The sequence below is a fragment of the Adhaeribacter rhizoryzae genome (assembly GCF_008629685.1).
GTDB classification, from domain to species: domain Bacteria; phylum Bacteroidota; class Bacteroidia; order Cytophagales; family Hymenobacteraceae; genus Adhaeribacter; species Adhaeribacter rhizoryzae.
This window is the reverse complement of the sequence record NZ_VWSF01000001.1, coordinates 151268-176105: the sequence shown is the minus strand read 5'-3', so window position 1 is coordinate 176105 and position 24838 is coordinate 151268. Positions and strand designations below refer to the sequence as shown.

General features: G+C 44.2%; 15 protein-coding genes. 1 reads left to right on the top strand and 14 read right to left on the bottom strand.

Features of this window, described 5'->3' with window-relative positions:
- Nucleotides 1–10 precede the first annotated feature (10 nt).
- From F0145_RS00585 to F0145_RS00525, 14 genes are all read right to left on the bottom strand, one after another.
- Nucleotides 11–3100, bottom strand: coding sequence for a SusC/RagA family TonB-linked outer membrane protein (locus F0145_RS00585; protein ID WP_150086124.1), 3090 nt, complete (start codon nucleotides 3098–3100; stop codon nucleotides 11–13).
- 513 nt (nucleotides 3101–3613) lie between these two features.
- Nucleotides 3614–5233, bottom strand: a complete 1620-nt coding sequence (locus tag F0145_RS00580) for an FG-GAP-like repeat-containing protein (protein WP_150086123.1) — start codon at nucleotides 5231–5233, stop codon at nucleotides 3614–3616.
- Nucleotides 5234–5442: 209 nt separating this feature from the next.
- Entirely contained in the window at nucleotides 5443–5742 is a 300-nt protein-coding gene (locus tag F0145_RS00575) for a type II toxin-antitoxin system RelE/ParE family toxin (protein ID WP_150086122.1), read from the bottom strand.
- Nucleotides 5733–5975: a hypothetical protein gene (locus F0145_RS00570; protein ID WP_150086121.1), complete on the bottom strand. Its 243-nt coding sequence runs from the start codon at nucleotides 5973–5975 to the stop codon at nucleotides 5733–5735. Before F0145_RS00570 ends, F0145_RS00575 begins: the two co-directional genes overlap by 10 nt.
- A 222-nt stretch (nucleotides 5976–6197) precedes the next feature.
- A complete protein-coding gene (locus tag F0145_RS00565) occupies nucleotides 6198–6965 on the bottom strand; it encodes a hypothetical protein (RefSeq protein WP_150086120.1) in 768 nt (255 codons plus the stop codon).
- A 206-nt stretch (nucleotides 6966–7171) separates the two neighbouring features.
- On the bottom strand, nucleotides 7172–7330 hold the full coding sequence (locus tag F0145_RS26045; protein WP_190277440.1) for a hypothetical protein: 159 nt from the start codon (nucleotides 7328–7330) through the stop codon (nucleotides 7172–7174).
- Nucleotides 7331–7632: 302 nt separating this feature from the next.
- On the bottom strand, nucleotides 7633–9423 hold the full coding sequence (locus F0145_RS00560) for a RagB/SusD family nutrient uptake outer membrane protein (protein WP_150086119.1): 1791 nt from the start codon (nucleotides 9421–9423) through the stop codon (nucleotides 7633–7635).
- A 22-nt stretch (nucleotides 9424–9445) separates the two neighbouring features.
- Nucleotides 9446–12760, bottom strand: a complete 3315-nt coding sequence (locus F0145_RS00555) for a SusC/RagA family TonB-linked outer membrane protein (RefSeq protein ID WP_150086118.1) — start codon at nucleotides 12758–12760, stop codon at nucleotides 9446–9448.
- A gap of 365 nt (nucleotides 12761–13125) precedes the next feature.
- Nucleotides 13126–15462 (bottom strand): GH92 family glycosyl hydrolase, encoded by a 2337-nt coding sequence (locus F0145_RS00550; protein WP_150086117.1) that lies wholly within the window; start codon nucleotides 15460–15462, stop codon nucleotides 13126–13128.
- A gap of 216 nt (nucleotides 15463–15678) precedes the next feature.
- Entirely contained in the window at nucleotides 15679–16968 is a 1290-nt protein-coding gene (locus F0145_RS00545) for an MFS transporter (RefSeq protein WP_150086116.1), read from the bottom strand.
- Nucleotides 16969–17200: 232 nt separating this feature from the next.
- Nucleotides 17201–17971, bottom strand: coding sequence for a 3-ketoacyl-ACP reductase (locus F0145_RS00540; protein ID WP_150086115.1), 771 nt, complete (start codon nucleotides 17969–17971; stop codon nucleotides 17201–17203).
- Between the two features lie 104 nt (nucleotides 17972–18075).
- A complete protein-coding gene (locus F0145_RS00535; RefSeq protein ID WP_150086114.1) occupies nucleotides 18076–19227 on the bottom strand; it encodes a Gfo/Idh/MocA family protein in 1152 nt (383 codons plus the stop codon).
- Nucleotides 19228–19675: 448 nt separating this feature from the next.
- Nucleotides 19676–20506 carry a sugar phosphate isomerase/epimerase family protein gene (locus F0145_RS00530; RefSeq protein ID WP_150086113.1) on the bottom strand — a complete coding sequence of 277 codons (831 nt, stop codon included), beginning with the start codon at nucleotides 20504–20506 and terminating at the stop codon, nucleotides 19676–19678.
- A complete protein-coding gene (locus F0145_RS00525; RefSeq protein ID WP_150086112.1) occupies nucleotides 20506–21888 on the bottom strand; it encodes a glycoside hydrolase family 88 protein in 1383 nt (460 codons plus the stop codon). Before F0145_RS00525 ends, F0145_RS00530 begins: the two co-directional genes overlap by 1 nt.
- Nucleotides 21889–22680: 792 nt before the next feature.
- On the opposite strand from F0145_RS00525, the gene F0145_RS00520 reads away from it, so the two are divergent.
- Nucleotides 22681–24303 carry a hypothetical protein gene (locus tag F0145_RS00520; protein WP_150086111.1) on the top strand — a complete coding sequence of 541 codons (1623 nt, stop codon included), beginning with the start codon at nucleotides 22681–22683 and terminating at the stop codon, nucleotides 24301–24303.
- Nucleotides 24304–24838 lie beyond the last annotated feature (535 nt).

Sequence of the window (24838 nt, the reverse complement as noted above, 5' to 3'; positions counted from 1 at the left end):
CAATTTTTAACTAGAAACCAACATTAATACCAAGCAGGAAAGTACGCGCTTGCGGATAGTTACCCCGGTCGGTACCTATATCCAACGGACGGTCGCCGTAAGAAGCGCCTTGCTCCGGATCAAACCCACTCTTGTATTTGGTTAAGGTAAATAAGTTTTCGCTGGCTAAATATACCCGGGCTGTTTTGCCGCCAATGCGGCTTAACAAAGTTGGGGCAAAATTATAACCTACTTGGATGTTTCTCAAACGCACGTAAGTACCATCTTCTATCCAGCGGCTGGAGTTAGCTCGGTTACTTCCTCCTGGATCGCCTAATATTAAGCGCGGATACTCAGCATTCGGGTTCTGGGGAGTCCAGGTGTTGTTAATCAGCGCCCGGAATTTATTACCAGGGTCAGCGGAATAACCAAACGCGCTAATCCGGTTTAAAATATCGTTCCCGAAGCTGCCTGAGAAAATAAAATTCATATCGAACTGCTTGTAGGCAACGTTACCGGTTAAGCCGGCCGTAAATTTAGGCAGCGGGTTACCAATAAAGGTCTGGTCTTCGGAGTCTACTACGCCATCGCCGTTAATATCGGCAAAACGTACATCGCCGGCAGCGGCACCTGGCTGATAAGCGGTTGCGGGGTTGCCGTCAAGCGCATTCGCAGCCCGAACTTCCTCATCGGAACGGAACAAACCTTCCATGCGGTAACCCCAGAACTGGGCAACCGGCATTCCTTCCTGGGTACGGTTATATTCACCAGATAAAGGAATATCCTGCAATTCGGTAACTTCGTTGCGTACGCGGGTAAAGTTTAAACCAACGCCGTATCTAAAATCTCCGGCTTCGCCCTGGTAATTAGCCGCTAACTCAACGCCTCTATTTACCAATGCACCAGAGTTTGTCGGACCGGCATTTGGCCCTGTACTTCTCGGAATTTCAATAGTCAGAATCATATCGGTGGTATTTTTAATAAAATAATCGACCGATAAGCTTAATTTATTCTGGAAGAAGCCGGCATCTACCCCAAAGTTGGTTTGCTGCACGGTTTCCCAACGAATATCCGGGTTAGCCTGTGTGGGCACGTAATAACCAGATAATACGGTACCACCAAATGGGTAACGACCGTTAGCGCTTAAAGAAGCATAAACCGGGTAGTTTGATAAACCGGCCTGGTTACCCGTTTCGCCCCAACCGGCGCGCAGCATCAGGTTCGTAATTACCGGCACTGTTTTTATAAATTCTTCTTCGGAAATCCGGTAACCCAACGAGGCCGATGGGAATACCCCGTAACGATTCTCTTTACCGAAACGCGAAGAACCATCGCGACGTACCGTAGCGGTTAACAGGTATTTATTCGCGTAATCGTAGTTAACACGGGCAAGTTGCGAGTACAACGCATACCCATTGGCACCACCACGCGCCTGGTCCGAAGAGGAACCCTGATCTAAATACTGAATTTCGTCATTTTTCAGGAAGCCGGCCCGGCTCGCTGAATAAAAGCGTGCGTGGTTATCCTGGGCCTCAATACCAGCTAAGGCATTAATGCTGTGGTTACCGAAAGTTTTGCGGTAAGTAAAAATATTACTCCACTGCCAGGTACGGCCATTACCTTCGCTCACGTTTAAGCTGGCTACCGGATTGTTTCTGTTACCAATCTGAAACTGTGGGTTAAAATCGGTATTGTCGTACATGTAGGCATCAATATTGAACGTAGACCGGAAAGATAAACCGGAAAATAATTCAATATCGCCGTAGATAGAACCAATAGCGCGGTAGTTACGGGAGTTGTTATTAGACTCCAGGGCCAGGAACACTGGGTTTTCGCTTTCTCCTTCAAAGTTACCCAATGGGCCATCGTAAGTACCATCCGGGTTACGCACGTTTACCGAAGGCACCTGCCGGATACCCCGACCTAAAACGCCGCTTTGTAAATCCTGGTTGTTCGGGATAATATCTTCGCTGGTGGCGCTAACCTGTAAGCTGTTACCTACTTTAAAACGTTTGCCAATTTTATGGTCGGTATTTAACCGGAAGGTGTAGCGATCGAAGGCAGAACCAAGTACAATACCTTCTCTTTTATAATAGCTACCGGAAGCATAAAAAGTTGAGCTTTCGCTGCCGCCGCCCCAAGATAACTGGTAGTTTTCAATATCGGCGGTCCGGAATAAGGCGTCTTGCCAGTTGGTACCTTCGCCTAAACTTTCGGGATTTGCCCACTCGGGGTTAGTTACTACCCCGGCATTCTGACGCGCCAGGTTATCTAACGCCGCATACTCGCGCAAATTAGTCATATCCAGCTTGCGCCAGGTGTTCTGAATACCTTTGTAAGCCGAAAAATTAACATTAGAGGTATTGGCTTTCCCTTTTTTGGTAGTAATCAAAATTACCCCACCTGCAGCCCGCGAACCATAAATAGCTGCCGCGGAAGCATCTTTCAATACTTCTACCGAAGCAATATCGTCGTTGTTCAGGAAGTTTACGCCCGCCGAAGAAGGTATTTGCACACCGTCTACTACGTACAGTACATCCACGGCATTAACCGAAGCTACCCCGCGGATACGAACACTGGAACCAGCTCCCGGTGAACCCGAGTTAGCCGTAATCTGCACGCCTGGTGCCCGCCCTTGCAAAGCCTGGGCCACACTAGGTGTCGGAATCTGGGCTATTTCTTCGCCTTTAACCGAAGCTACCGAACCGGTAATATCGCTTTTTTGCTGCGTACCATAACCAGTTACTACTACTTCCTCCAAAGCTTTGGCGTCATCGGCTAAGGTAACATTAATGGTACCCGGACCGGTAAAAGTTCTTTCTTGGGTGGTATAACCAATAAAAGAAAAAATTAAAGTACCGCCGCTTTCGGGCACATTTAAAGTGTAATTACCGCTAACGTCGGTAGCGGTTCCGGTGCTGGTACCTTTCAGCAGAATGGTTACGCCCGGTAAGGCGTCTCCGTTTGCCGAAACAACCCGACCGGAAATTGTCCATGCTACTGGCCGGGTGGCAGAAATATTAGTTTCTACGGCTGCCTGTAAAGGAGCAGCCCCACCAAATGCAAGCAACATCAACAAAAGGCAACTTTTACGTTGCCAGCGATGCGTATTTCTTTTCATAAGCACTATTATTTTGTTTGGGTGGTAAAAAATTTGGTAAATATACTTTATAAAGAGTTTATTATATTTAATCGCTAAGTCAACTTTAAAATTTATAGCTTTTTTAATATAACATTACAATTATTAGCTTATTTGTATGCACAAACAAACTCTGTTAAAAATATTCTTGCATAAACAGGCATTAACTGAATTTTTGATTTTGTAAACTTACATACAAGGGAATATTAATTTTTGAAAAGTTATAAGCAGAAACCACAGACTTATAAAATAGGAAGGGCATTAATTATTCCTAGAGATAAAGACTCTATTCTGCAATTTTATTTACTATTTTTTTTAAAATAAGTTGCTCTTTTCGGCAACTACAAACGCCTGATTGCAGAATAATTTTTGCTTTATTTATTTGCTTTTTTCCTCTTTTACAGCCAACCTGTTTTTGGCAGCATATTAGTATCTAAAGCAACTACTCTCATTCTATTTATTACCATATAATTATCTGATTAATAAATATTTATATTACTTATTAACAAAAATAACCTGATTTGGTTTAGTTATTTTTTTATTTTGCAATACCAGTATACCGGGGCCATTGGCAAGCCAATTTTGTCTGATACCAGGTGGCACCGGACTTAGGGCATTGGTAAACGAACCCAGCACAATATCTTCGTCCCCATCCTGATCATAATCAGCCGTTTCGAGGGTAAACCAATGCCCTAGTAGAGATTGCTTAAAAGTGGCGGCTGTAAAGTTAAACTGGGCGGTTTGCTCCAGGTAAATAAATCCGCGCTCGGGCGAGCGTTCAAAATCGGGGAAGTACGAGATAGCAGCAATATCCAGGTCACCATCCTGGTCAAAATCGTGGGCAACGGCTTTCCAGGCACCCGGCATCTGAAAAAAGTATTTTTGCCGGAATTTATTTTTGCCATTGTTTAGCCAAATCCGGATGCCGTGGTAAGGTTTCATAATAAAAGAATAATCGGCGTTATCGCCGTTGGCAAATAATATATCCAGGTGGCCGTCCTGGTTAAAATCTACTAACTGGAAGTAATTGGTGCCGTAAACCGGCGGAAACTGTACTAAATTTTCTTCTGCAAATTTTCCGTTGCCCTGGTTATAAAATACTTTCAGGGTTTCGGTGCCTTGGGCGAACAAGGCTATTATATCTGGTAGCCCATCGTGGTTTAAGTCTTTAATTTCTGCTTTACGGGCGCCGGGCAGGTTTTTTAAAGTAACCGGCTCGTATTTACCTTTACCCAAATTAAAATACACCACCAGCGAACCAAAATTATACCCGTAATTACAGACTACTAAATCTGGTAGTTTATCCTGGTTTAAATCGGCTTCAATAATATTTACCGGCCGGTGTAAATCTTTTAATAATATACCGGTGCTCTTTTCTTTTGCAGTGGGCGGTACCTGGTAAATATTGCCTGTTGCTTTATCGGTAGGTAAAATAGAACCAATATTTACAACTTTGTACCCCGCATTGTTTTTAATTAAATCTACGGGCACCGCTTGCAGGTGCACGGAATCTACTGCCTGTAAATCTTGGTTTAGCCGGAACAGCCAGTTGCGTAAATCGCCAACCCAAAGTTCTTTTGCCTGGGTTTCGTATTTAATGAGCGTAGTTAAAGCTGGCTTGCCTTTGTTTAAATCCGGAATAATTACCGAAAAGTTGTTTAGGATAGTGTCTAATTTTGTTAAGGTGGGCAACGTTAATTTTTCGGGCGCTGCCTGCGTATAATATTCCACTATTTTTTGCCAGTCTTTAGCGGCTATTAAAGGCTTTTGCGGGTAAATGCCGGCTTTAATTAGGGTATATATTTCGTCGGGTTGTTTACCTAAAAACGGGTTAATGTTGGGGGCCGGCAAACCCAGGCGCAAGCCCATTTGGGGCAATACTTTATTTTGCCAGGTAGCTTTATCTAACAACCCTGGGTTGGGTAAGGCGTGGCAGGCCTGACAGTAAGCGTTTGCTAAATCTTTTCCGCTTAAATGCGCGGTTTTAGCAGCATCCGGCAATATTGCTTCCGACAAACTAATACTTTCGTCTTTCAGGTTTTTCTCCTTACCCGCAGAGCCGGAACAATTGGTAAAAAAAAGCAGCACTACAATCAGCAACAGGAAAACACGCATGTAAGAATATTATAGCTTTTGCAGGGGTACGCTAAATAAAATATTTAACTGCGTTCTGATAGGAGGTTTAGGAAAAAGCAGCAGGTAAAATTATTAGTTTTGTTTTAATTTTTAAGCTTGCAGTCAATGGGTTGTATAAACAACGAGCAAGATCATCCGGCCGTAGCATGACGTTTACACAATGTGAGCAGGGGCTTTTATTCGGCTCTTCAAATTTTATCTGGGTTTTGCCGAGTATCAAAAACTGCTGCAATGTAAATAGCTGCTGCGTCTACCCAATAAATTATTTTGTAGTTGCCTTCAACAATATACCTGTATTCTTTTTGCCTGTCGGCAAGTAATGGTTCATGCTGGCTTATATTTGGGTGTTTTGACAAAGCAGATATTTTCCGTACAATACTTTTAACTAATTTTCTGGCAATTGTAAGGTTAGCTGTAATTTTATAGTAATCGAATATATTTTCTAAATGTCCGCTCGCAGTACTTGTCCATAGAACTCTTAAGACCATGCGTCGATATCCTTATCCAGTTCATCGGTTTCTTTAACTCTTCCACTTGCGGCATCCTCTTCCGAATTGTTTATTACTTGATTAAAGTCGGCCAGAGACATGGGAGAAGGTTTTTCAGCGTACAACTTCTTTTTCTCCGTATGCAGTATGTGCTCAAACTTTGAGATAATATTCTCATTATTAAGCCGCAAGAATTCTTGCACAAAAAGTATTTTTCTTGCTTGTAAGTCCATGCGATTACTCTTTTAGTAAAGATACTTAAAATACAGAATACGAAAAATTACATTTTATTGATTTATGCCTTTTGCCCAACGTTGAATTGTTTATGAAGTTGTGGCATTTGAAAAGCATCAAGTTAAATCACAAAAGCAAAATAGCAATTTATCGATGAACTCTTACCGTGCCGCTTCAATTTTATAAACACACAATTGGCAGCAGGTATAGTCATGTTACATTTATTGCTGCTTCTTAATTGCAATGATTAACTGGCTGAACAAGTTCATTACTCTTTTAATATGATTAAAGTCAACGACCATCTCGTCGTTGTTAATTTTTACTCCGTATCTAAAAGTTGTTCCGTAAGGGTCAAAATCATTAAAAGCTTCAATAAGCTTTTCTATCCACCTTGATGGTGTATAGCTAAATCTGTCCAGCAAATACTTCTTAAATTTTTTATACAGTTTTAATAGGTCGTGTGTTTCTTCGTGATTGTGTAAAACTGATTTGATTAGGAGTTCTGTTGCATGTCTATAATTATAGATAATCGGATATACGCTAGCCACAAAAATCTGCTCTTCTTTCTGCGCTAATTCAGAAAGTTTATCGCCTGCACTTTTATACGCTTCTCCGAGTTCAAATAATTTTATATCATCAAATTCGCCACCTATAAGCCAAATATTTGTATCAATTTCATTATCATCGAATTTTCTAAAGATAGGTACAATTTCAGTCAATATATTTGAAAATGGTTCCTCAAAGTGTTCGTTTGCATTTAGTCCATATTTAATATACTCAAAGTCTGGATTATCTTCCCAATAATAAAGGATGTAGTTTAATGTACAAATGTCAGATGGAGCAAAGATTCTTTCTTTTCCTTTTTCCGGATTGGCAGTTTTACTTAAATAATCTCTGAAATGGTAAGAACATTTCTTAATAGTTTCTTTGTCAATTTTGAAAATACTAGAAACGTCTGAAACGCTGAAAGTTAAGTCATAATTTCTCATTGTAGTCGGGTGCCATTATTGCTTATTGCCAACAGTCTCGTGTAAACAGCATACGAGGCCATCGACGAAAGCATAGTGTTTACACAAAGTTAGCAGACGTGTTTATATGCAAATCAGACTAATATTGCTATTTATGGGCTAAGATTGCTTTATTCAACTTTGCCGAATTTATCAAAAAACTTATTCCTTCCAGATTCGGTATAGACTTACGGGTTAGAAAATTTATTATCCCAATCATTTATAATTTCATCAAATCCTACTCCAGTAAATTCTTCTAAGCTTGATTTATTGACACTAATAGAATATTTTTCCCCTTTGTTAGGAAGTTTTATATCTACTTCATTAATGAAGTCCAGTTTTCGCATTAATCGAACTGAGCCATCAAATAACGCCTTTTAAAATGCATCTTCACTGTCCCAGTAAGATAAGCTTATAGCCGTAACTGGACTAATAAATTAGACTATATATAACTATAAAGATAAGAATGAATATTCTGCTCTCAGTTGCGCTCACATTAGTATACAAGTAAATATTTCTGCAATTTTTTTATTCACTGGCTTTACCAGCAGCCTTGGGTAATCGCTGAACATAAATACCACTAAAAATAAAATCATAAAAAAAGCGAGGCACAACTGCACCTCGCTTTCTGAATAATTTATAAACCTAATTATTGCGTATAACCCGGATTTTGTTTTAAAGAGGATACGCCGTTAACCGATTGTAAGTTAATCTGACGCTGCGGTATTGGATAATATTCGTTTTTACCTTTGGTAAAACGGCCTTCTTTTACATCGCCGGTTATTTTGCCTTCGTAAGCAAAATAGGCATTTAATACCGGTTCGGCAATTCCCCAACGCACCAGGTCAAAGAACCGGTGGCCTTCCATGGCTAACTCCAGCTTGCGCTCAAAATAAATAGCCGAAAGGGCTCCTTCTTTGCCCAAGCCAGTAAACGTACCGGCCGGGTAAGGCGCTACACTATAATTAGCGGCCGGTGCATTCGAATAACCACCCATGGGTTTGGTTTCATCGGCGTATTTATACACAACATTTACCGGCAGCGCGGCCCGGGCCCGTACCATATTTACATAATCTTGGGCTTGGGTTAAATTACCCAACTGGGCTTCCACTTCGGCGGCCATCAGCAACACATCGGCAAACCGAATTAATACCACGTTAATGGCAGAACCCGGTGCCCAGGAACTCTGGTCGGATAAGGTAGAGGCCGTAGCCTGATAGTAAATATGCTTTTTAGAAGAGTAAGGACCGGCACTGATTTGCTCACGAATCCAGGCCTGGCCAGGGTGGTTACCCCAATCCAGGAAAGGCACTCCCCGACGGCCAGCGGTCCAGTCTAAACGCGGATCGAGGTTACCGGTTTCGGGCGTAAACGGATCGGAAGACTGTAAGCCTTGATCGTGCTTTACCGGGTTAGCATTGTAGTTGGTAATACTGAAAGGAAGCCCGACTGCCGTAGTGCGATAGGAGTTTACCAAATCTATGGTAGGCTGGTAAAAGCCGCAGCACCGGAAAGGGCTGTTGTATGGATAATTCAGCATTTCGCCCTGGTTGCCGTTGGCAATGGTATTGGTACCATCGTTGGCTACCATCTGAATAGCAAATACCGATTCTTTGTTGTTTTCAGTAGCGGCATCAAAGTTGTCTTTAAACTTGTCTACCAACCCGTACTTTAAATTATTAGAAGTAACCCCAGAAGAAATTACCTGGTCGAAAACCGGTTTTGCGTCCTGGTATTTTTTCTCGTACAAGTAGGTTTTACCCAGGTAAGCGGCGGCAGCCCATTTATTTACCCGGCCTACCTGCGCTTGGGTAGCAGGTAAATTATCCATGGCAAATTTAAAATCGGCTTCAATCTTGGGCCAGATGTCCTCGGTATTAGGCTGATTAAAATCGGTGGTGGTTTCGTCTACCCACGGCACCATGTTAAACATTTTCTTCAACTCGAAGTAAAAATGTCCGCGCAGGAAACGAGCTTGTGCGCTAATGCTGGTTTTATCGGCCTCGCTTATATCGGTGGCCTGCGCTAATAAATTTAAAACCGAATTAGACCGGGAAACGCCTTCGTACATAGCCCGCCACTTAGAATTAAGGAAGCCATTACTTGGGTCGAGGGTGAAATTCTGGATAGAATTTATGGCCGGCTGGTCGGAACCGGAGCTGCCTTTGTGGGCATCGGCGCCGGCCACACTGCCGTAAATCCAGTTGGTAGGAGCAGCTTCCCATTGGCCGCCACCCGCAATGGCAGCACCGTTGCCCTGGCCATCCAGAGCGGCATAAGCCCCAATCAAGAGTGCATCTACCCCGGCCCGGTTAGCCAATACCTGGTCGCTTAAGGCGCCAAAAGCCGGCTTTTCCAGAAACTCATCTTTACAGGAAGGTAAAACTTGCATGGCTGCTGCCAATACAGCTGCCATAAATATATATTTAGATTTTCTCATTTTTAATTTAATCTTTAAATAATTAGAATGTAACATTAAGCCCTACTAAGTATTGGCGCATGTTTGGGTAAGCACCTTCATCTATACCAAAAGCCCGGGAGTTTGTATTAAAGTCAGTTCCCCCCGATATTTCAGGATCAACCCCGGAATATTTGGTAAGGGTAAATAAATTAGCGCCTTGTACATAAACCCTTAAGCGGCCTACGCCATAACGGCTTAATAAATTACCCGGCAAGGTATAACCTATTTGGGCATTTCTGGCCCGCAGGTAAGATCCGTTCTCGACGTAGTAAGAATTTGGCACGTTGGTGGTGCTAAACGAACCTACGTTTTCCTGAATAGGCGCTTTTGCATTCCGGCGCTCTGGCAACCAGGAATCGTATAAAGCGGTTTTGCTCTTAGCACCTTCAAAGTTCGGGTAGAAATCGGTCCACCATTTTACCTGGTTCCAGATTTCGTTACCCTGGCTGCCGTACAGGAACATGTTAAAATCGAAGTTTTTGTAAGTAGCCGCCAAGTTAATGCCATAAGTAAAATCAGGGTTAGGGCTACCCAGCACGGTACGGTCGGCATCGGTAACGCGGCCATCGCCGTTAACATCCGTATAACGGAAACGACCGGGTTTAACGTCGTTCTGGTAAACGGCATTGGCGTCGCCGCTGGCTGTTCTGGCTTGCGTGTTAGCTTCATCAATTTCGGCTTGGTCGTTCCAGAAACCAGCAATTTTATAGCCGTAGAACGAACTCATTGCTTCGCCCACCATGTTCCGGATAATATTGCTACCGTTAAAACGGCGCGACTCTAATTCGAAGTTTTGCGCCCCGTTAGATATTTTCAGGATTTTGTTGTTGTAAGTAGTAATGGTACCGGTAATATCGAAGGTTAAATCAGAAGTGGCGTTAATGTGCCCGGTAATAGACCCATCGAATCCTTTGTTCTGAATTTTTGCAATATTTACCGAGGGAACCGTTGCTGCCCCGGCAGTACCCGGTAATTCAACGGCATACAATAAATCCCGAATTTGCTTGCTGTAATAATCGGCGGTAATATCTATTACGCCACCAAACAAAGTTGCATCTATACCTACGTTGCCGTTCACGTTGCTTTCCCATTTAGCATCTGGGTTACCAATCCGGGTTTTTCTGAAACCAAGCTGGGTAGAGTTATTCGTACCAGTTATCGGATAATAAGTACTTGTCCGGTCGGCACCATAAAGGGTATAAGCGTTGTTAGGATCTACGTTTAACTGGTTACCCATAATGCCATAACCCCCACGTATTTTTAAATCGGTTAGCCAGGCTAAATTTTGCATAAAGCTTTCCTGCGAAATACGCCAGCCGGCACTTACGGCCGGGAACACCCCGTAGCGGTTATTTTCCCCAAACCGGGAAGATCCGTCACGGCGAATGGTAGCCCCTAACAGGTACTTATCTTTTAAACTATAGTCTAACCGCGAAAACAGCGAGAACAAGGCATCGTCGTAGCGGCTACTGGAGTTGGTTTGGGTACCGGAACCCGTAGAAAGCGTGGTAAATATTGGGTCGAAAGAGAAATACCCCTGGGTACTGCCGCCTAAGCTGGTGCCCACGTTTTGGTAAGCTTCCGAACCAATTAACAGCTTAAAGTTGTGAATCTCGTTAAATATTTTGCTGTAAGCCAAGGTATTAGACCAGGTCCAGTTATAGCCATTGCCGGAGTTCTGGTTATATTGGTTGGTAGTACCATTTTCGCTGTTTTCGTATTCGGGGTAAGCAAAGCTACGCGAACTGTTGGCGTAATATTCCCCCCCGAAGGTAGTCCGGAACGTTAAGCTTGGCAGAATATCGGCTTCGGCAAAAATACTACCAAACAAACGGCTGTTCAGCGATTTATTGTTGCGGATACGGTCCTGAATAGCTACCGGGTTACGAGCGTTGCCTAAACCTTTGGCGAAAGAGCCGGCATAGTTACCCATTATATCATAAACCGGAATAATAGGCTGCTGCCGGAAGGCCATGCCAATACCGCTACCTTCCGAAAGGGCGGTAATCTGCGGATTATCGGTAAGGGAGTAGCCCAGGTTTTCGCCGATGCGAATTTTCTTATTCAGGTTAAACGTGCTGTTAGAACGGATGGTGTACCTTTTGTTGTAGGTGTTCTTTAAAGAACCTTCCTGATCGAAGTAGTTAAGCGAAAAATAATAACTACCTAATTCGCCACCACCGCTAACGGCTACGTTGTGGCTGGTAATAGGCGCCGGCTTAAATATTTCGTGGAACCAATCGGTACCTTGTTTGTTGGATTTTACAATCCGGTAAAAAGAACTCAACTCCGAAGAGCCACCGGTGTAAAACGGGTTAACCTTATATTTGGCCGGGTCTACGGCCGGGTCGCCTTCTTTTAAGCCGTAACTGGTACCACCTACTAAATAATCTGGCAGCACATACGTAGAACCATTGCCGTATTGCGGGTCGTTCAGGTTAGTTACGCCGGAATTTACCAGGGCCATGCGTTTCAAATCGGCCATTTCCTGCGGGCTGGCTATATCCCAAACATTGCCTTGCGGCGGACGCTGGGTACCGTAGTAAGCATCGTAATTAACTTTAATTTTATCTTTTCCCCGCTTGGTACTAATAATAATAACCCCATTAGCCGCCCGCGAACCATAAATAGAAGCCGAACCGGCATCTTTCAGCACCTGCATATTGGCAATATCGTTCGGGTTGAGGTCGTTAATATTGGTGGTGGGTACGCCATCTACTACATACAAAGGGGTATTATTACCAAAGGTGTTAATACCTCTGATTCTGATTTGCGGCGCCTGACCCGGCTGCCCCGAACCAACTACGGTTACCCCCGCGGCGCGACCCTGTAACATAGAAGTAACCTGAGCCGTTGGCTGCTTTGTCATTTCTTCTACGTTAACTACTGCTACCGAGCCGGTTAAATCTTTTTTCTGTTGCGTGGCATAACCCGTTACTACTACTTCTTCCAGGGCTTTGGCATCATCGGCCATGTTAACGTTAATCGCACCCGGTCCCGAAAATGCTCTTTCCAGGGTAGTATAACCAATAAAAGAGAAAACCAACGTACCACTGGTTTCCGGAACACTCAACGAGTATTTTCCATCAACATCAGTAGCCGTACCGTTCGAAGTTCCTTTTAACAGCACTGTAACACCAGGTAAAGGTTCTCCGCTCGCCGAGGTAACCCGACCTGTAATTTGCCAAACCACTGGCTTAGTGGCAATTCTGGTTGTTTCTACGGCTGCCTGAAGGGGTGCAGAAATCCCGCCGAAGGCAAGCAGCATCAACAAAAGGCAACTTTTTGGCTGCCAGCGATGAGTAATTTTTTTCATTTGTTTTGGATAATTTGTTTGTTGGAAAGTTGGAAATGAACACTAAATTCTATGATAATTTAGAAAAGAAATTTTAATATTCGTAGATCAAATCAAATATTTAATATAAAAGCAAATAATAGCCGTAAACCTTAATAAAATTTTATCTAACAGTATTTAGAATTTAATATTCTCTATCGACTTATTGGTATTATTAGACCCTTGTATTTACAACAATTACAATAAATAAAAAAAACGGCCAATCAAGCCGTTTAATAGTGTCAGAAACACAATTATTTTAATATTTAATTAGAAATATTCTAAATGATTTACTTTTTAGTTATCTTAAAAAAGGCCCAAAAATTTTCTTAAATATTCCGAAAGTTTTAATCTGTTAGCGTACCTATAATAGCATTCGCCCAATCTTTACTTGGCTTATTCCCCATTTTAAAAATTAACTCACCACCTGCCAAAATATCATTATGCCGTAAATACGACTTATTATATTCTTTCTGGTTTAAAGTGGCACTTTGTATATAAATATTCTCTGGAGAAAGATTTTCGGCTACGATGCGGAAAGTGCGGTTATTGCTAACCGGTAAACTTACTTCTTTAAACTGCGGGGTACCTATTATATAATAAGGTGTACCGGGTGTAACCGGGTAAAAACCAATAGCGCTAAACACGTACCACGCCGAAGTTTGGCCGGTATCGTCGTTGCCGCTGATGCCGCCGGGGCCGCTGCCGTATTCGGCTGTTCTGATTTCGTTTATTCTTTGCTGGGTTTTCCAGGGGGTGCCGGCGTAGTTAAACAAATAAGCAATGTGGTGGCTGGGCTCATTGCCGTGCCAGTATTGTTGTTGATCAAAAAAAGCATCTAATCGTTTACCGAAATTTTCTTTGCCGCCCATCAGGTTTACCAGGCCGGGCACGTCTTGCTGCACCGAGTAGGTATATTGCCAGGGTGTACCTTCGGTAATATATATTTCTTTTTTGTTTGGGTTAATATTTTTGTACCAGGTTCCATTGGCGTGGCGCCCCCGCATAAAACCCGATTGGCTATCATAAATATTTTTGTAGTTGTTGCTTCGTTGCAGAAATAGCTGGTAATCTGGTTGTTTACCTAAGGATTTAGCCAGTTGGGCTACGGCAAAATCGTCGTAGGCGTATTCTAAGGTGCGCGATACCTGCTCCCGTTTGTGAAATGCCTGCCACACCGAGTCTTCCATGGGTATGTAACCGTACTTGATATAAGAAGGTAAAGCCCGGCGGCCCCGGCCATCGGCGTAATCTTCCGGCCCGGCGGGTTCCAGCGCATTTTTGCGCATAAATTGGTAAGCTTTTTCGGCATCAAAACCCCGGATGCCTTTAATATAAGCATCGGCAATAACCGAAGCCCCGTGGTCGGCAATCATGGCTGAGGTGTAACTGTTCCAGCACGGAAAATTGGGCAACCAGCCGCCACTCTCCGACATCGAAATTAACGTATTAACCATAGCGCGGGCGCGTTCGGGTTGCAATAATACGTACAATGGATGCACGGCGCGGTAAGTATCCCACAACGAAAAATCACCGTGATACTCAAAACTGTTGGTTTTTTCGGTTTTGTATTGCTGCGCAAAAGCCGGGTAAGTGCCGCTTACATCGCTGTAAACGCGCGGCAGCAGCATGGCGTGGTACAGGGCAGTATAAAATATCTTTTTCTTTTCGGTATTATTATCGGTTACCTGCACGGTGCCTAAAGCTTTGTTCCAGGCCGACGCCGCAATATTTTTTACTTTATTTACATCCCAGCCAGTTATTTCGGCTTCTAAATTCCGGCGTGCTTCGGCTACGCTGGTAAAAGAAGTGCCTACTTTTACCTGAATAATATCGCCGGCTTTTACCGCATAAGTTACATACCCGCCAACGCTTTTTCCTTCGCCGTTAACGGTAGTTTGGTTGGTAACAGAACCATCGCGAAACGTACCAGCACTTTTAAAAGGCTTGCTAAACTGAATAACAAAATAACCGCTGAACCCGGCCGGCTTGCCTTGCCCCTGGTAAATACGGTGCACCGGGTTGTAGCCGCTAATTTCGTTTTTACTCGCATTAATGGTTAAGCTGGCCTGGCCTTCGTCGCTGTTGGGGTAAATAATAATGGGGGCCTGATCGGCGGCTTTGTTAAACTTAAATTGCAGCAAACCGGCCCGGGAAGTAGCCGTTACTTGGGCATCAATGGCATAATCAGCTAAGGTTACGGTATAAGCAGCCGGCGAAGCTTTTTCGGTAGTGTGGCTGTAGGTTGAGGCATATTTTTCGGGGTTAACTTCTACGGCGCCGGTAGTAGGCATAATGGTAACGCTGCCGTAATCCTGGGTACACGAGCCGCTCATCCAATGGCTGCCCCGAAAGCCTGATATTTTCGTATCGGCATGATAATAGGGCGAGATGCATTTTCTTTCGGTGGTACGGGTTTGGGGTGTCCAGTGCGTCATGCCAAACGGTACGCCCACCGCCGGGAATGTCTGGCCTTTTAATTCCGATTGGGCTTCGCTGTGGGCCTTGGCGCTGGCGGTAGTGGCCAGCCCGGTACCAATCAGCGGATCAACGAATTGTACCCAATTAGCGGTTGTGGATTTCTGGGCAAAACTGTTTGGGCTGCAACTGATTCCGATTATTAATAAGAGAAACAGACGAAAAAATGATAAATGGTACTTTTGGGCAGAACTGGTGAGAATCATTATTTTACTGGGAGCATTGTTTTGGACAACTATTATCTAGCCGCATTTAACCAATATTTACTTATCAAGTACTTTGCACCCACTCGTGTCATTCAGGAGGAAACTTGTTGGCTACCTGCTAAATAGTTTCCTCCTGAATGACACGAGTGGGATACTCAAGCTTCTAAAGCTCTAATATTTTAAGTTCAATCGACAAAATTATACACTTATGTCCGGCTACTTCTTGGTTAAAGCTCTCGGGCTGCTTACTTCCGGCACGGCCAGATCCAACGCTGGGGCATCTTCTTCGGCGTAGTTCAGATCTTTGGTAAAGGTTTCTTCCAGACGCCACAGGGCCAGCAAAGAGATAGCCATCACAAGTGTTCCGACCGCAATGGCGCCGTTGGTAATGCCCCACTCGCCTTTGGCTAGTAAAAACAAAGTTGAAATAGGAATAACCGAAGCCCGGACAAAATTAGGGACGGTGGTGGCTACCGTAGCCCGCAGGTTGGTACCGAATAATTCGGCGGCAATGGTTACAAACAAAGTCCAGAACCCGTTGAAAAAACCTAAGCAGGCACAAATAATATAGAAAGTAGTCAGGCTTTGGGTAGTGGTGAGTAAATACACGAGCATCATGGCGTAAGAGCCCAGCATAAATACCAGCATGCCTTTTTTACGGCTTTGAAACACTTGGCTCAGGTAACCGCTAATTATATCGCCGAGTACCTGCCCCGCAAAAGCCAGCATCACAGCCTTACCGGCCACTACGGGTTCGGTTACGCCCAGCGCCTGCCCAAATTCCGGTGAGAAAAATATTAATACCCCCGACACAAACCAGATGGGCATACCCACCAGAATAGAACTCATATATTTAGAGAACCGCGCCCAACTCGAAAACAGCATCAGGAAATTACCACGCTTAACGTGTTTGTTTTTTAGATGCAGAAATATTCCGGACTCAAACACGCTTACCCGCATTAAAAGCAATACCAAACCTAAGCCGCCGCCCACAAAGTAAGAAGTTCGCCAGCTAAAAATATCGGCAACAAAATAAGCCAGAATAGCCCCCAATACGCCCACAGTAGCCACCAGCGTGGTACCGTAACCCCGGATTTCTTTGGGCAATATTTCGGCAACCAGGGTTATGCCCGCTCCGAGTTCGCCGGCCAAACCAATTCCGGCAATAAAACGCAGAAATAAATATTGGTCGAAAGTGGCTACAAAGCCGTTGGCAATATTGGCCAGCGAGTACAGCAAAATAGACCCAAACAGCACCGAAAGGCGGCCTCTTTTATCGCCCAACACGCCCCATAAAATACCGCCCAGCAACATGCCGGCCATCTGCACATTTAAGATAAAAGCGCCTTTGGTAAACAATTCTTCCTGGGTTAAACCCAAATCTCTCAGGCTCGGCACCCGCACAATATTAAACAGAAATAAATCGTACATATCTACCATATACCCGAGCGCCGCTACAATTACAGGTATTTTCAGAAGGTGCCGGAGGGGAGCGTTGGCTGTCATACAAATTTTAATTTAAGTGGTGGTTACGTTTTCGGTTGGCGCATTTAAGCCCCAATAATTTAAGTAATTTTCTAAGCCTGACAAAAGGATTAGGGTAACTTTAGCCGGATTTCGGGTAAAAAAGGAATATTGAGTTAACTGTTTCGGCTGTTTTCTTTACTTCAGATCTATTAATTCATATTTGCCAGGTGCAAGCTATTGCTGTCAGGTTTGAGTTGCGTGCCTCAATATTTTACAAGCGCGATAAGGTAAGGCCGCCATCAACCATGATTACCTGGCCAGTGGAATAAGGAAAATCGCCTTTGGCCAAAGCCGCCACGGCTTTGCCCACATCCTCGGGGGTTCCCCACCGTTTTTGTACAGTTAAGCCTTCAGCAATGAGTTTGTCGTATTTATCGGTTACGCCGGCAGTCATGTCGGTGCGGATAATACCGGGGCGCACTTCGTACACCGGAATATTAAACTCGCCCAGGCGGGTAGCCCACAATTGAGTAGCCATGCTCAGGCCGGCTTTAGCTATGCAATATTCGCCGCGATTTACCGAAGCCACTGTAGCCGAAATAGATGATACATTTACAATACAGCCGGAAAAGTTATCGGCTTGGCTTTGCTGCTGAATAAACCAGTTGGCTACGGCTTGGGTCAGAAAATAAGGTCCTTGCAGGTTGGTTTGGAGCAAATGACTAAAGCTTTCTTCCGTGGCCTCCAGAATATCTTTGCGTTCGCGGGGGGCAATACCGGCATTATTTACCAGCACGTGCAAACGGCCGTAATATTCCTTTATCTCGTCCAGCATCCGGGTACGGGCATCCGGTGAAGCTACATCGCCCTGCACATAAATTACATCACTTCCTCTGGATTTCAACCCTTCTATAGCTTCGGTAACGGCTTCCAGCGGCCGCACCCCATTAATGGCTAAATCGAACCCGGCCAAGGCCAGTTGCGCCGCAATGCCATAACCAATACCCCGGCTGCCACCGGTAATAAATGCTACTCGCTTCATGTAATATTTTTAAGCTAAATATTTCCCTTCGGTTTCAGGTACTCTGAACTTGAAACCGAAGGGAATATAATAAGACAGAATTATTTTAAGGTAAGAAAGAAGGCTTATAACTCCGGAATATCTACCCAGCAGCGTTTGGCCCAACTTTCCAGGCCTTTTTCTGCGAGTTGCACGCCTTTGGCGCCTTCGCGTAAATCCCACGGAAACGGATCGTCTTTTACCACGTGCTTCAGGAATAATTCCCATTGCACTTTAAAAGCGTTTTCAAAAGTTTCCTGCTCCGGTACTTTGGCCCAACCCTCAAAGAAATTTATCGGCTGCGGAATATCGGGGTTCCAGGTTGGTTTGGGGGTATTGCCATAGTGTTGGGTGTAGCACTCGCGCAACCCAGCTACCGCCGAACCTTTGGTGCCATCTACCTGCAGGGTTAACAAATCGTCGCGACGCACCCGCACGGTCCAGGAAGAATTAAACTGCGCGATTACGCCGTTTTCGAGTTCAAAGGTGGCATAAGCAGCATCATCGGCGGTGGCTTTGTATGGTTTGCCCTGCTCGTCAATCCGCTCCGGAATATGGGTAGCGCCTAAGCAGGAAACAGCTTTTACCTTACCAAATATATGATCGAGTACGTAACGCCAGTGGCAAAGCATGTCCACAATAATTCCGCCATCGTCTTCCTGGCGGTAGTTCCACGAGGGCCGCTGGGCCGGTATGGTATGCCCTTCGAACACCCAGTAACCAAACTCACCCCGCACAGACAGTATCTCGCCGAAGAAGCCGTTCTGAATTAATCGTTGCAACTTTAATAAACCTGGTAGCCAGAGTTTATCCTGCACCACGCCATTTTTAATACCGGCTTCTTTACACAGTTGGTACAGTTCCATGGCAGTTTCGGTCCTAACGGCAGTTGGTTTTTCGCAGTAAACGTGCTTGCCGGCTTTTACGGCCTGCCGCACGCCGTCTGCCCGGCGGCCGGTAGTCTGGGCATCGAAATAAATCTGGTAATTTGGGTCGTTCATCACGCTGTCCAGATCGGTGGTAAATTTCTTTACGCCCGAAATATCGGCGAGCTTTTTCAGCTTAATAGCATCGCGGCCGACCAGCACCGGGTCGGGCATAATAAATTCTGAAGGGCTGACTTTTACGCCGCCTTGTTTGATTATTTCTACGATGGAGCGCAGCAGGTGCTGGTTGGTGCCCATGCGGCCCGTTACGCCATTCATGATAATGCCTACTTGGTGGATGGTTGGGGTCATGTAAATAGTTAAGAGTTTAGAGTTAAAAGTTATTTAAGCTTCTTAAATTTTAGAGCCATTTTTGATTTTATAAGCTTTACTATTTGCCAGCTTTCGCCTCGCCGGCTGGGCCTTACTTTTCTCCTTGATGAGACAGACCCTTCCGCCCTTCGGGCACCTTCCCTTAGCAAGGGAAGGAGTTCCAAAAGAATCAAGACGATTTAAACTCGCTGACCGCTCGGATAGTAAATCGTTGTTGATGCACCCGCCAATATTATTCCGTTGCGGGGTAATATTTTTTAAATTATTTTGTTTAAGTATTGCTGGCGCGAGGCTCCGCCTCGTGCCTTTTATCCTCTGGCCTCTGGCCGAAAGAAATTTATTTTCTAAACATTATTAGCGGCCAGAGGCCGGAAGAAAGTCGACACGAGGCGGAGCCTCGCGCCAGCAAAAGCCAGAACTCCTTTAATTAAGAATGCTTTAAATAAGCTTCTTTTATTTTATTCAGGAACTGGTGTTGGTCTTGGGCCCAGAATTTATGCGAGAATATTTCTACCTCGTTGTAACCGGTAAAACCGGTAGCTTCTACCCAGCCGCGAATTTCCTTTAGGTTGATACAGCCTTCGCCCATCAGGCCCCGGTCGTTTAACAAATCGGTGGTGGGGGTATTCCAGTCGCAGATATGAAAGGCCGTTAAGTTACCGTTCTGGCCGCAGCGTTTTATTTGGTTTTCGAGGTCCGGGTCCCACCACAAATGATACACGTCTACGGCTATGCCTACCCACGGGGAATTTAGCGCTTCGGCCATGTCGTTGGCCTGGGCCAGGGTGTTTACAGCCGAGCGGTCGTCGGCGTACATGGGGTGTAAGGGTTCGATGGCTAGTTTTACACCAGCGGCGGCAGCATGGTCCAGGCAGGCGGCAATGCCCTCCTGAATTTGCTTCCGCGATTCGGTTAAGGGTTGCCCCGGCACGGCTCCGCAAACTAACACCACGTGGGGCGCGCCCAAGGCTGCGGCTTCGTCGATGGCTTTTAAATTATCGTCGATGGCAGCTTGTTTTTTGGCGGCCTCGCGGGCCGGAAAGAAACCTCCGCGGCACAACGATACCACTTCCAGGTTCAGGTCTTGCAGCATCCGACGAGCCTGGGCAATATTTTTGCCAGCTAAGGTATCACGCCAAACGGTTATGCCGCTAACACCGGCCGCCGAAAATTCTTTAGCCGCTTTCTCCAGGGGCCAGGGCTTGGTGGTAATGGTGTGCACACATAACCTTGAAAAATCAGTTAACGCCTGGGCCATTATTTTACGCAGTTAAAGAAGGTGTAATAAGGCTCCTGGTTTATAACTTTTTGCAGGTAAAGCGCGACTTCCCTAATGTGATAATCGCCCCACATACTCGACTCGCCGTACGGAATGGTACTGCCTTCGGGCACGTTATCCCAGCCGTTAGGCCAGTGGTATACCGAATGCAACAACAAACCCTGATGGGCGGGGTCAGTACTGAGATATGGTTCCTGCAAAAGCGTTTGCAAAACGGTAAGGCCGGCCTGCCAATATTTATTACCGGCTTCCGTTTGGCCCGTTTGCTGCAAATAACGCCCTAATCTTAACAAGCCCTGTGCGGCAATGGCGGCCGCCGAGCTATCTACGGGCTCCTGGTTATTATAAGGGTTGGCCGGCTGGTTTAAATAATCGCCCAATTTATGCAGGTTAGGGGCACCGGTATCCCAGTAAGGCACGCCATCAGTGGGGGTTTGCTCTATATAAAAATCGCAAGTAGCCTGGGCGGCTTTCAGCATGAATTCTTCTATTACTTGCCTATCTCCTAAATGGGTTAAATCCTGGTCGGGTATGGTTTGCAAAAATTCCAGTTCTTCGGCAAAGCCGCACATAGCCCAAGCCATGCCGCGGGTCCAGGTACTGAAGCCAGAATAACCCTGCTGGGTACCGGGGCAGCGGAAATTACCGTCTTTGGTATTAAAGATGCTTTCGTGGGCAGTACGGCCCCAAATATCGTAGCGGTCGCGGCCCTCACCGTAGAAAACGGAATATTGCGCGGTAGCGTGGCAATGCTGCAAAGCCCGTTCGAGCAGGTTAATCTTTACATCGTTCTCTGCCTGAAACTGGTGACCCAAGCGGTAGCTGACCATCAGGGCCCGGCAGGAACGAATGGTATCGACAAATAAAGAATGCGGACCGTTAAAGGAATGAATAAAGCCGCCGTTTTTGGTGGTCGTCCAGCGGCTGGCCTGTACGGCACCGGAAATCTTCAGGGCCAGTTCGTAGAAGTTCTGCTCCCATTCGTTGTGAGGCGTTTTGCCTTCGTGCATCAGCCGGAGCAAGTTGCCGTAAGTGCTTACGTTATTAAAACCGTGGTCGTGTACCCCAATGTGGCTAACGTGCGGGGCCATCAGGTTTAAGGTATTCTGGCGGCCGTAATTCAGGAACTCTTCCTCGCCGGTAGCATCAAACTGCAAAATAGCCGATCCAAACTGGAAACCCTGGGTCCATTCGGTCCAGCCGCGGGTGGTGTAGCGGCCCTGTACCGTAAAAACCGGCGAGCCTTTGCTTACATCGTATTGTTGCTGAATCAGGTTTACTTTCTGGCCCGATAACTCCCAAAAGTTTTGCAGCGGGCTCTGCAAATCGGCGGGTTGTAGCGTGGTGTTGATTGAAATCATCTGTGGTGATAGAAGCGATTTATATGTATTGCTTTATATAATTTTTATTTGATTAAAAAACATCTAACAAGCATAGTCATCTTACTAGAATATTTCAATAGAAAACTTACCCTGCTGAAAACTATTTACTAGCAGATTTTCGGCTTGGTAATATATAAGTTTTTGTTTAAACCGGCTAAGTTAATTAAACAACCTTTTCCCAAATGGAAGGCAATAATGATTACAGGAATATTATGCTAAAAGGAATTTAGCTGAATAATGAGCTTGCTTAACCCCATGTTCAAGAAATTATTACCCCTTTTTACTTAAGCTTAAAGGCTTTTTCTGAAAGAAAAAATGAATTCAATTGTAAACTGCAGCACAAGCAAGTTTATGGTGCTTCTGGCGCATTAATATTTAGTTTAAGGTAAATTAAACAACTAATTAAAGTTGGTTAATACATTTTTAATGCTTTACCACTACTATCAGAAAAACAGCTAAAAAATATAGGACTTTTTAATACACTGTTTAACGAAACCGTTTTTTCAAATCTTCTGCACCTAATTGTGTTTACTGTTTACCATACTGCTCTTAAACAAAATTTAAGACACTTTTTATATAAGTATTTTTATTTATTTTATAAACTTTTTACGAATAAAATCGTTTAAAAATTAGGAAATATAAAGTTATTTATTTACAATTGTATTAATCACAATATAATTCCTGAATTTTATTTACACCTCCGTTACCGGAATTAACACCATGTATATGGTGAGTAAAATACTATTATCCACAATTTAATCACAAATCTTTATGTACAAAAAACTCCTAAAAACCAACATTCTGGCAGCCGCTTTATTATTGCTCTATGCTTGTAGCCCAGACGAACAGGTTGCCCCTACTATTGCCACAGATAGTAAATCTGATGCTGCTGTAACTTGCGATGTAATTACTTTTGAGCATGCTGCAACGCGTGGCAGCAATGGCTTTGTTACCAATGTGGCAAGTGCCGGCGGACAAACAATAGGTGTGCAAGGCTTTAGAAGAATTGGCGGCGGCAGTAGTTACACTGCTACTAATTATGCCAACTTATTTAACACTACCGGTACTAACCCCGGCGGCAGCGACGATACCGACTTGATGCAGGCCGAAACCGGCAAGGTGCTGATTGTAAACCAAACCGATAATTCAGCTATTCCGGATGATTTTGCCAACGGTTCTAAACTGGTTCTGGATTTCACTTCTATGGGATCAGTAACTCTAAACTCACTCACTTACCTGGATAATGAAGAGAAGAATACGGTAATAAATATGTACAACGCAGCCAATGTGTTAATTAAAACAGTGCCCGTACCTGTTATGGGCGATGGCAGTGTACAAACCGTTAACTTAGGTAATACTGCCAGCGTAGTAAGAATGGAAGTTATTTTGGGTAGCGGCACTACTGGTTCCGGCGCTATCGATAATATTCATTTCTGTCCGCAGGTACAGCCGCCCTGCGATATAATTACATTTGAGCAAACCGTAACCCGTGATGCCTCTGGTTTTGTTACCAGCGTAAAAAGTCTTTACGGCGCTAATATTGGTGTGCAAGGCTTTAGAAGAATTGGCGGTGGCACCACCTATGGTACTACTTCTTTTGCTAACCTGTTAAATACTACCGGTACAACGCCTGTAATTGGCAGCGATGATACTGACCTAATGATGGCCGAAACCGGCAATGTACTGATTACCAACCATACCGGTACAGCTTCAGTACCAGATGACTTTGCCAATGGTTCTAAATTAGTTGTCGATTTTTCTTCGCTGGGAACAGTTATGCTGACTTCGCTCACCTACCTGGATAATGAAGAAACTGGCACCAAAATTTATTTGTACGGCATTGGTGGTGTTCTGCTGAATACCATATCGGTACCCGCAACAGGCGATGGCAGTGTACAAACCGTTAATTTAGGTAACACTACCGGTGTGGTAAAAATGGAAGTGGTAATGGGCAGCGGCCCAACTGGTTCCGGCGCTATCGATAATATTGTATTCTGCCCCGAACCACCTAAAAACGGCTGTGTTAGAACCCAAGGCTACTGGAAAAATCATGCTTCTAATTCTAAGCACTACGATAAAACCTGGGGTCAGTTGGAAGGAACTAAATTCTTCAAGAGCAATTATACCTACTACTCTATCCTGAATGTACCACCAAAAGGTAATGCTTACTACATACTAGCTCACCAGTACGTAGCAGCTACCTTAAACCTGAAAGTTGCTTCTGCCCCGGCATCCGTACAAGCTGCCTATACCCAAGCTACTGCTTTCTTTAATACCTATACACCAGCCCAGGTAGATGGTAATAAAGCACTGCATGCGCAAGCTACGCAATTGGCTGGTATTTTAGATGCTTACAATAATGGCAAACTTGGCCCTGCCCATTGCCCAGATTGATCGTTGAAGAATCTTAATCTTAAAAATTAGTCTGATTTTCAAGAACCGGCAGATAAAACATCTGCCGGTTTTTTTATGGGCAGATATTCACTTATCCGGTTATAAACTGTACTTATTATAAAAAGTAAGTGCTGCTACAAGTTAACCCCGCATTAAAACTTACAGGTAATATTTAATACCGCCTGGCATTCTTTTAACACGTAGTCTAATTTTCAGAATTCTAAATACTGGTAAGAACTAGTACTTATCACTTCGGAAGCCTGAAAAAAATAGCTAATTAGTACTAAGCTCAGCATAAGTATTTACCTAGCCTTTATTTCTGACTTCCTTAAGCTTCTTTTTGCTTAAATGTATATTTATACCCTTATTAAATAAGTAATAAATTTATATTTATTTAAACATTAAACAGGAAGCACAATAATAAATAATACAATTTTATACAATATTAATTCTATAAATCACTATCTTAATTATTTAATTTCAAGTTTTTTTATAAGCAATTTAATTTAATATGGTTAAATAATTCCTATATTAG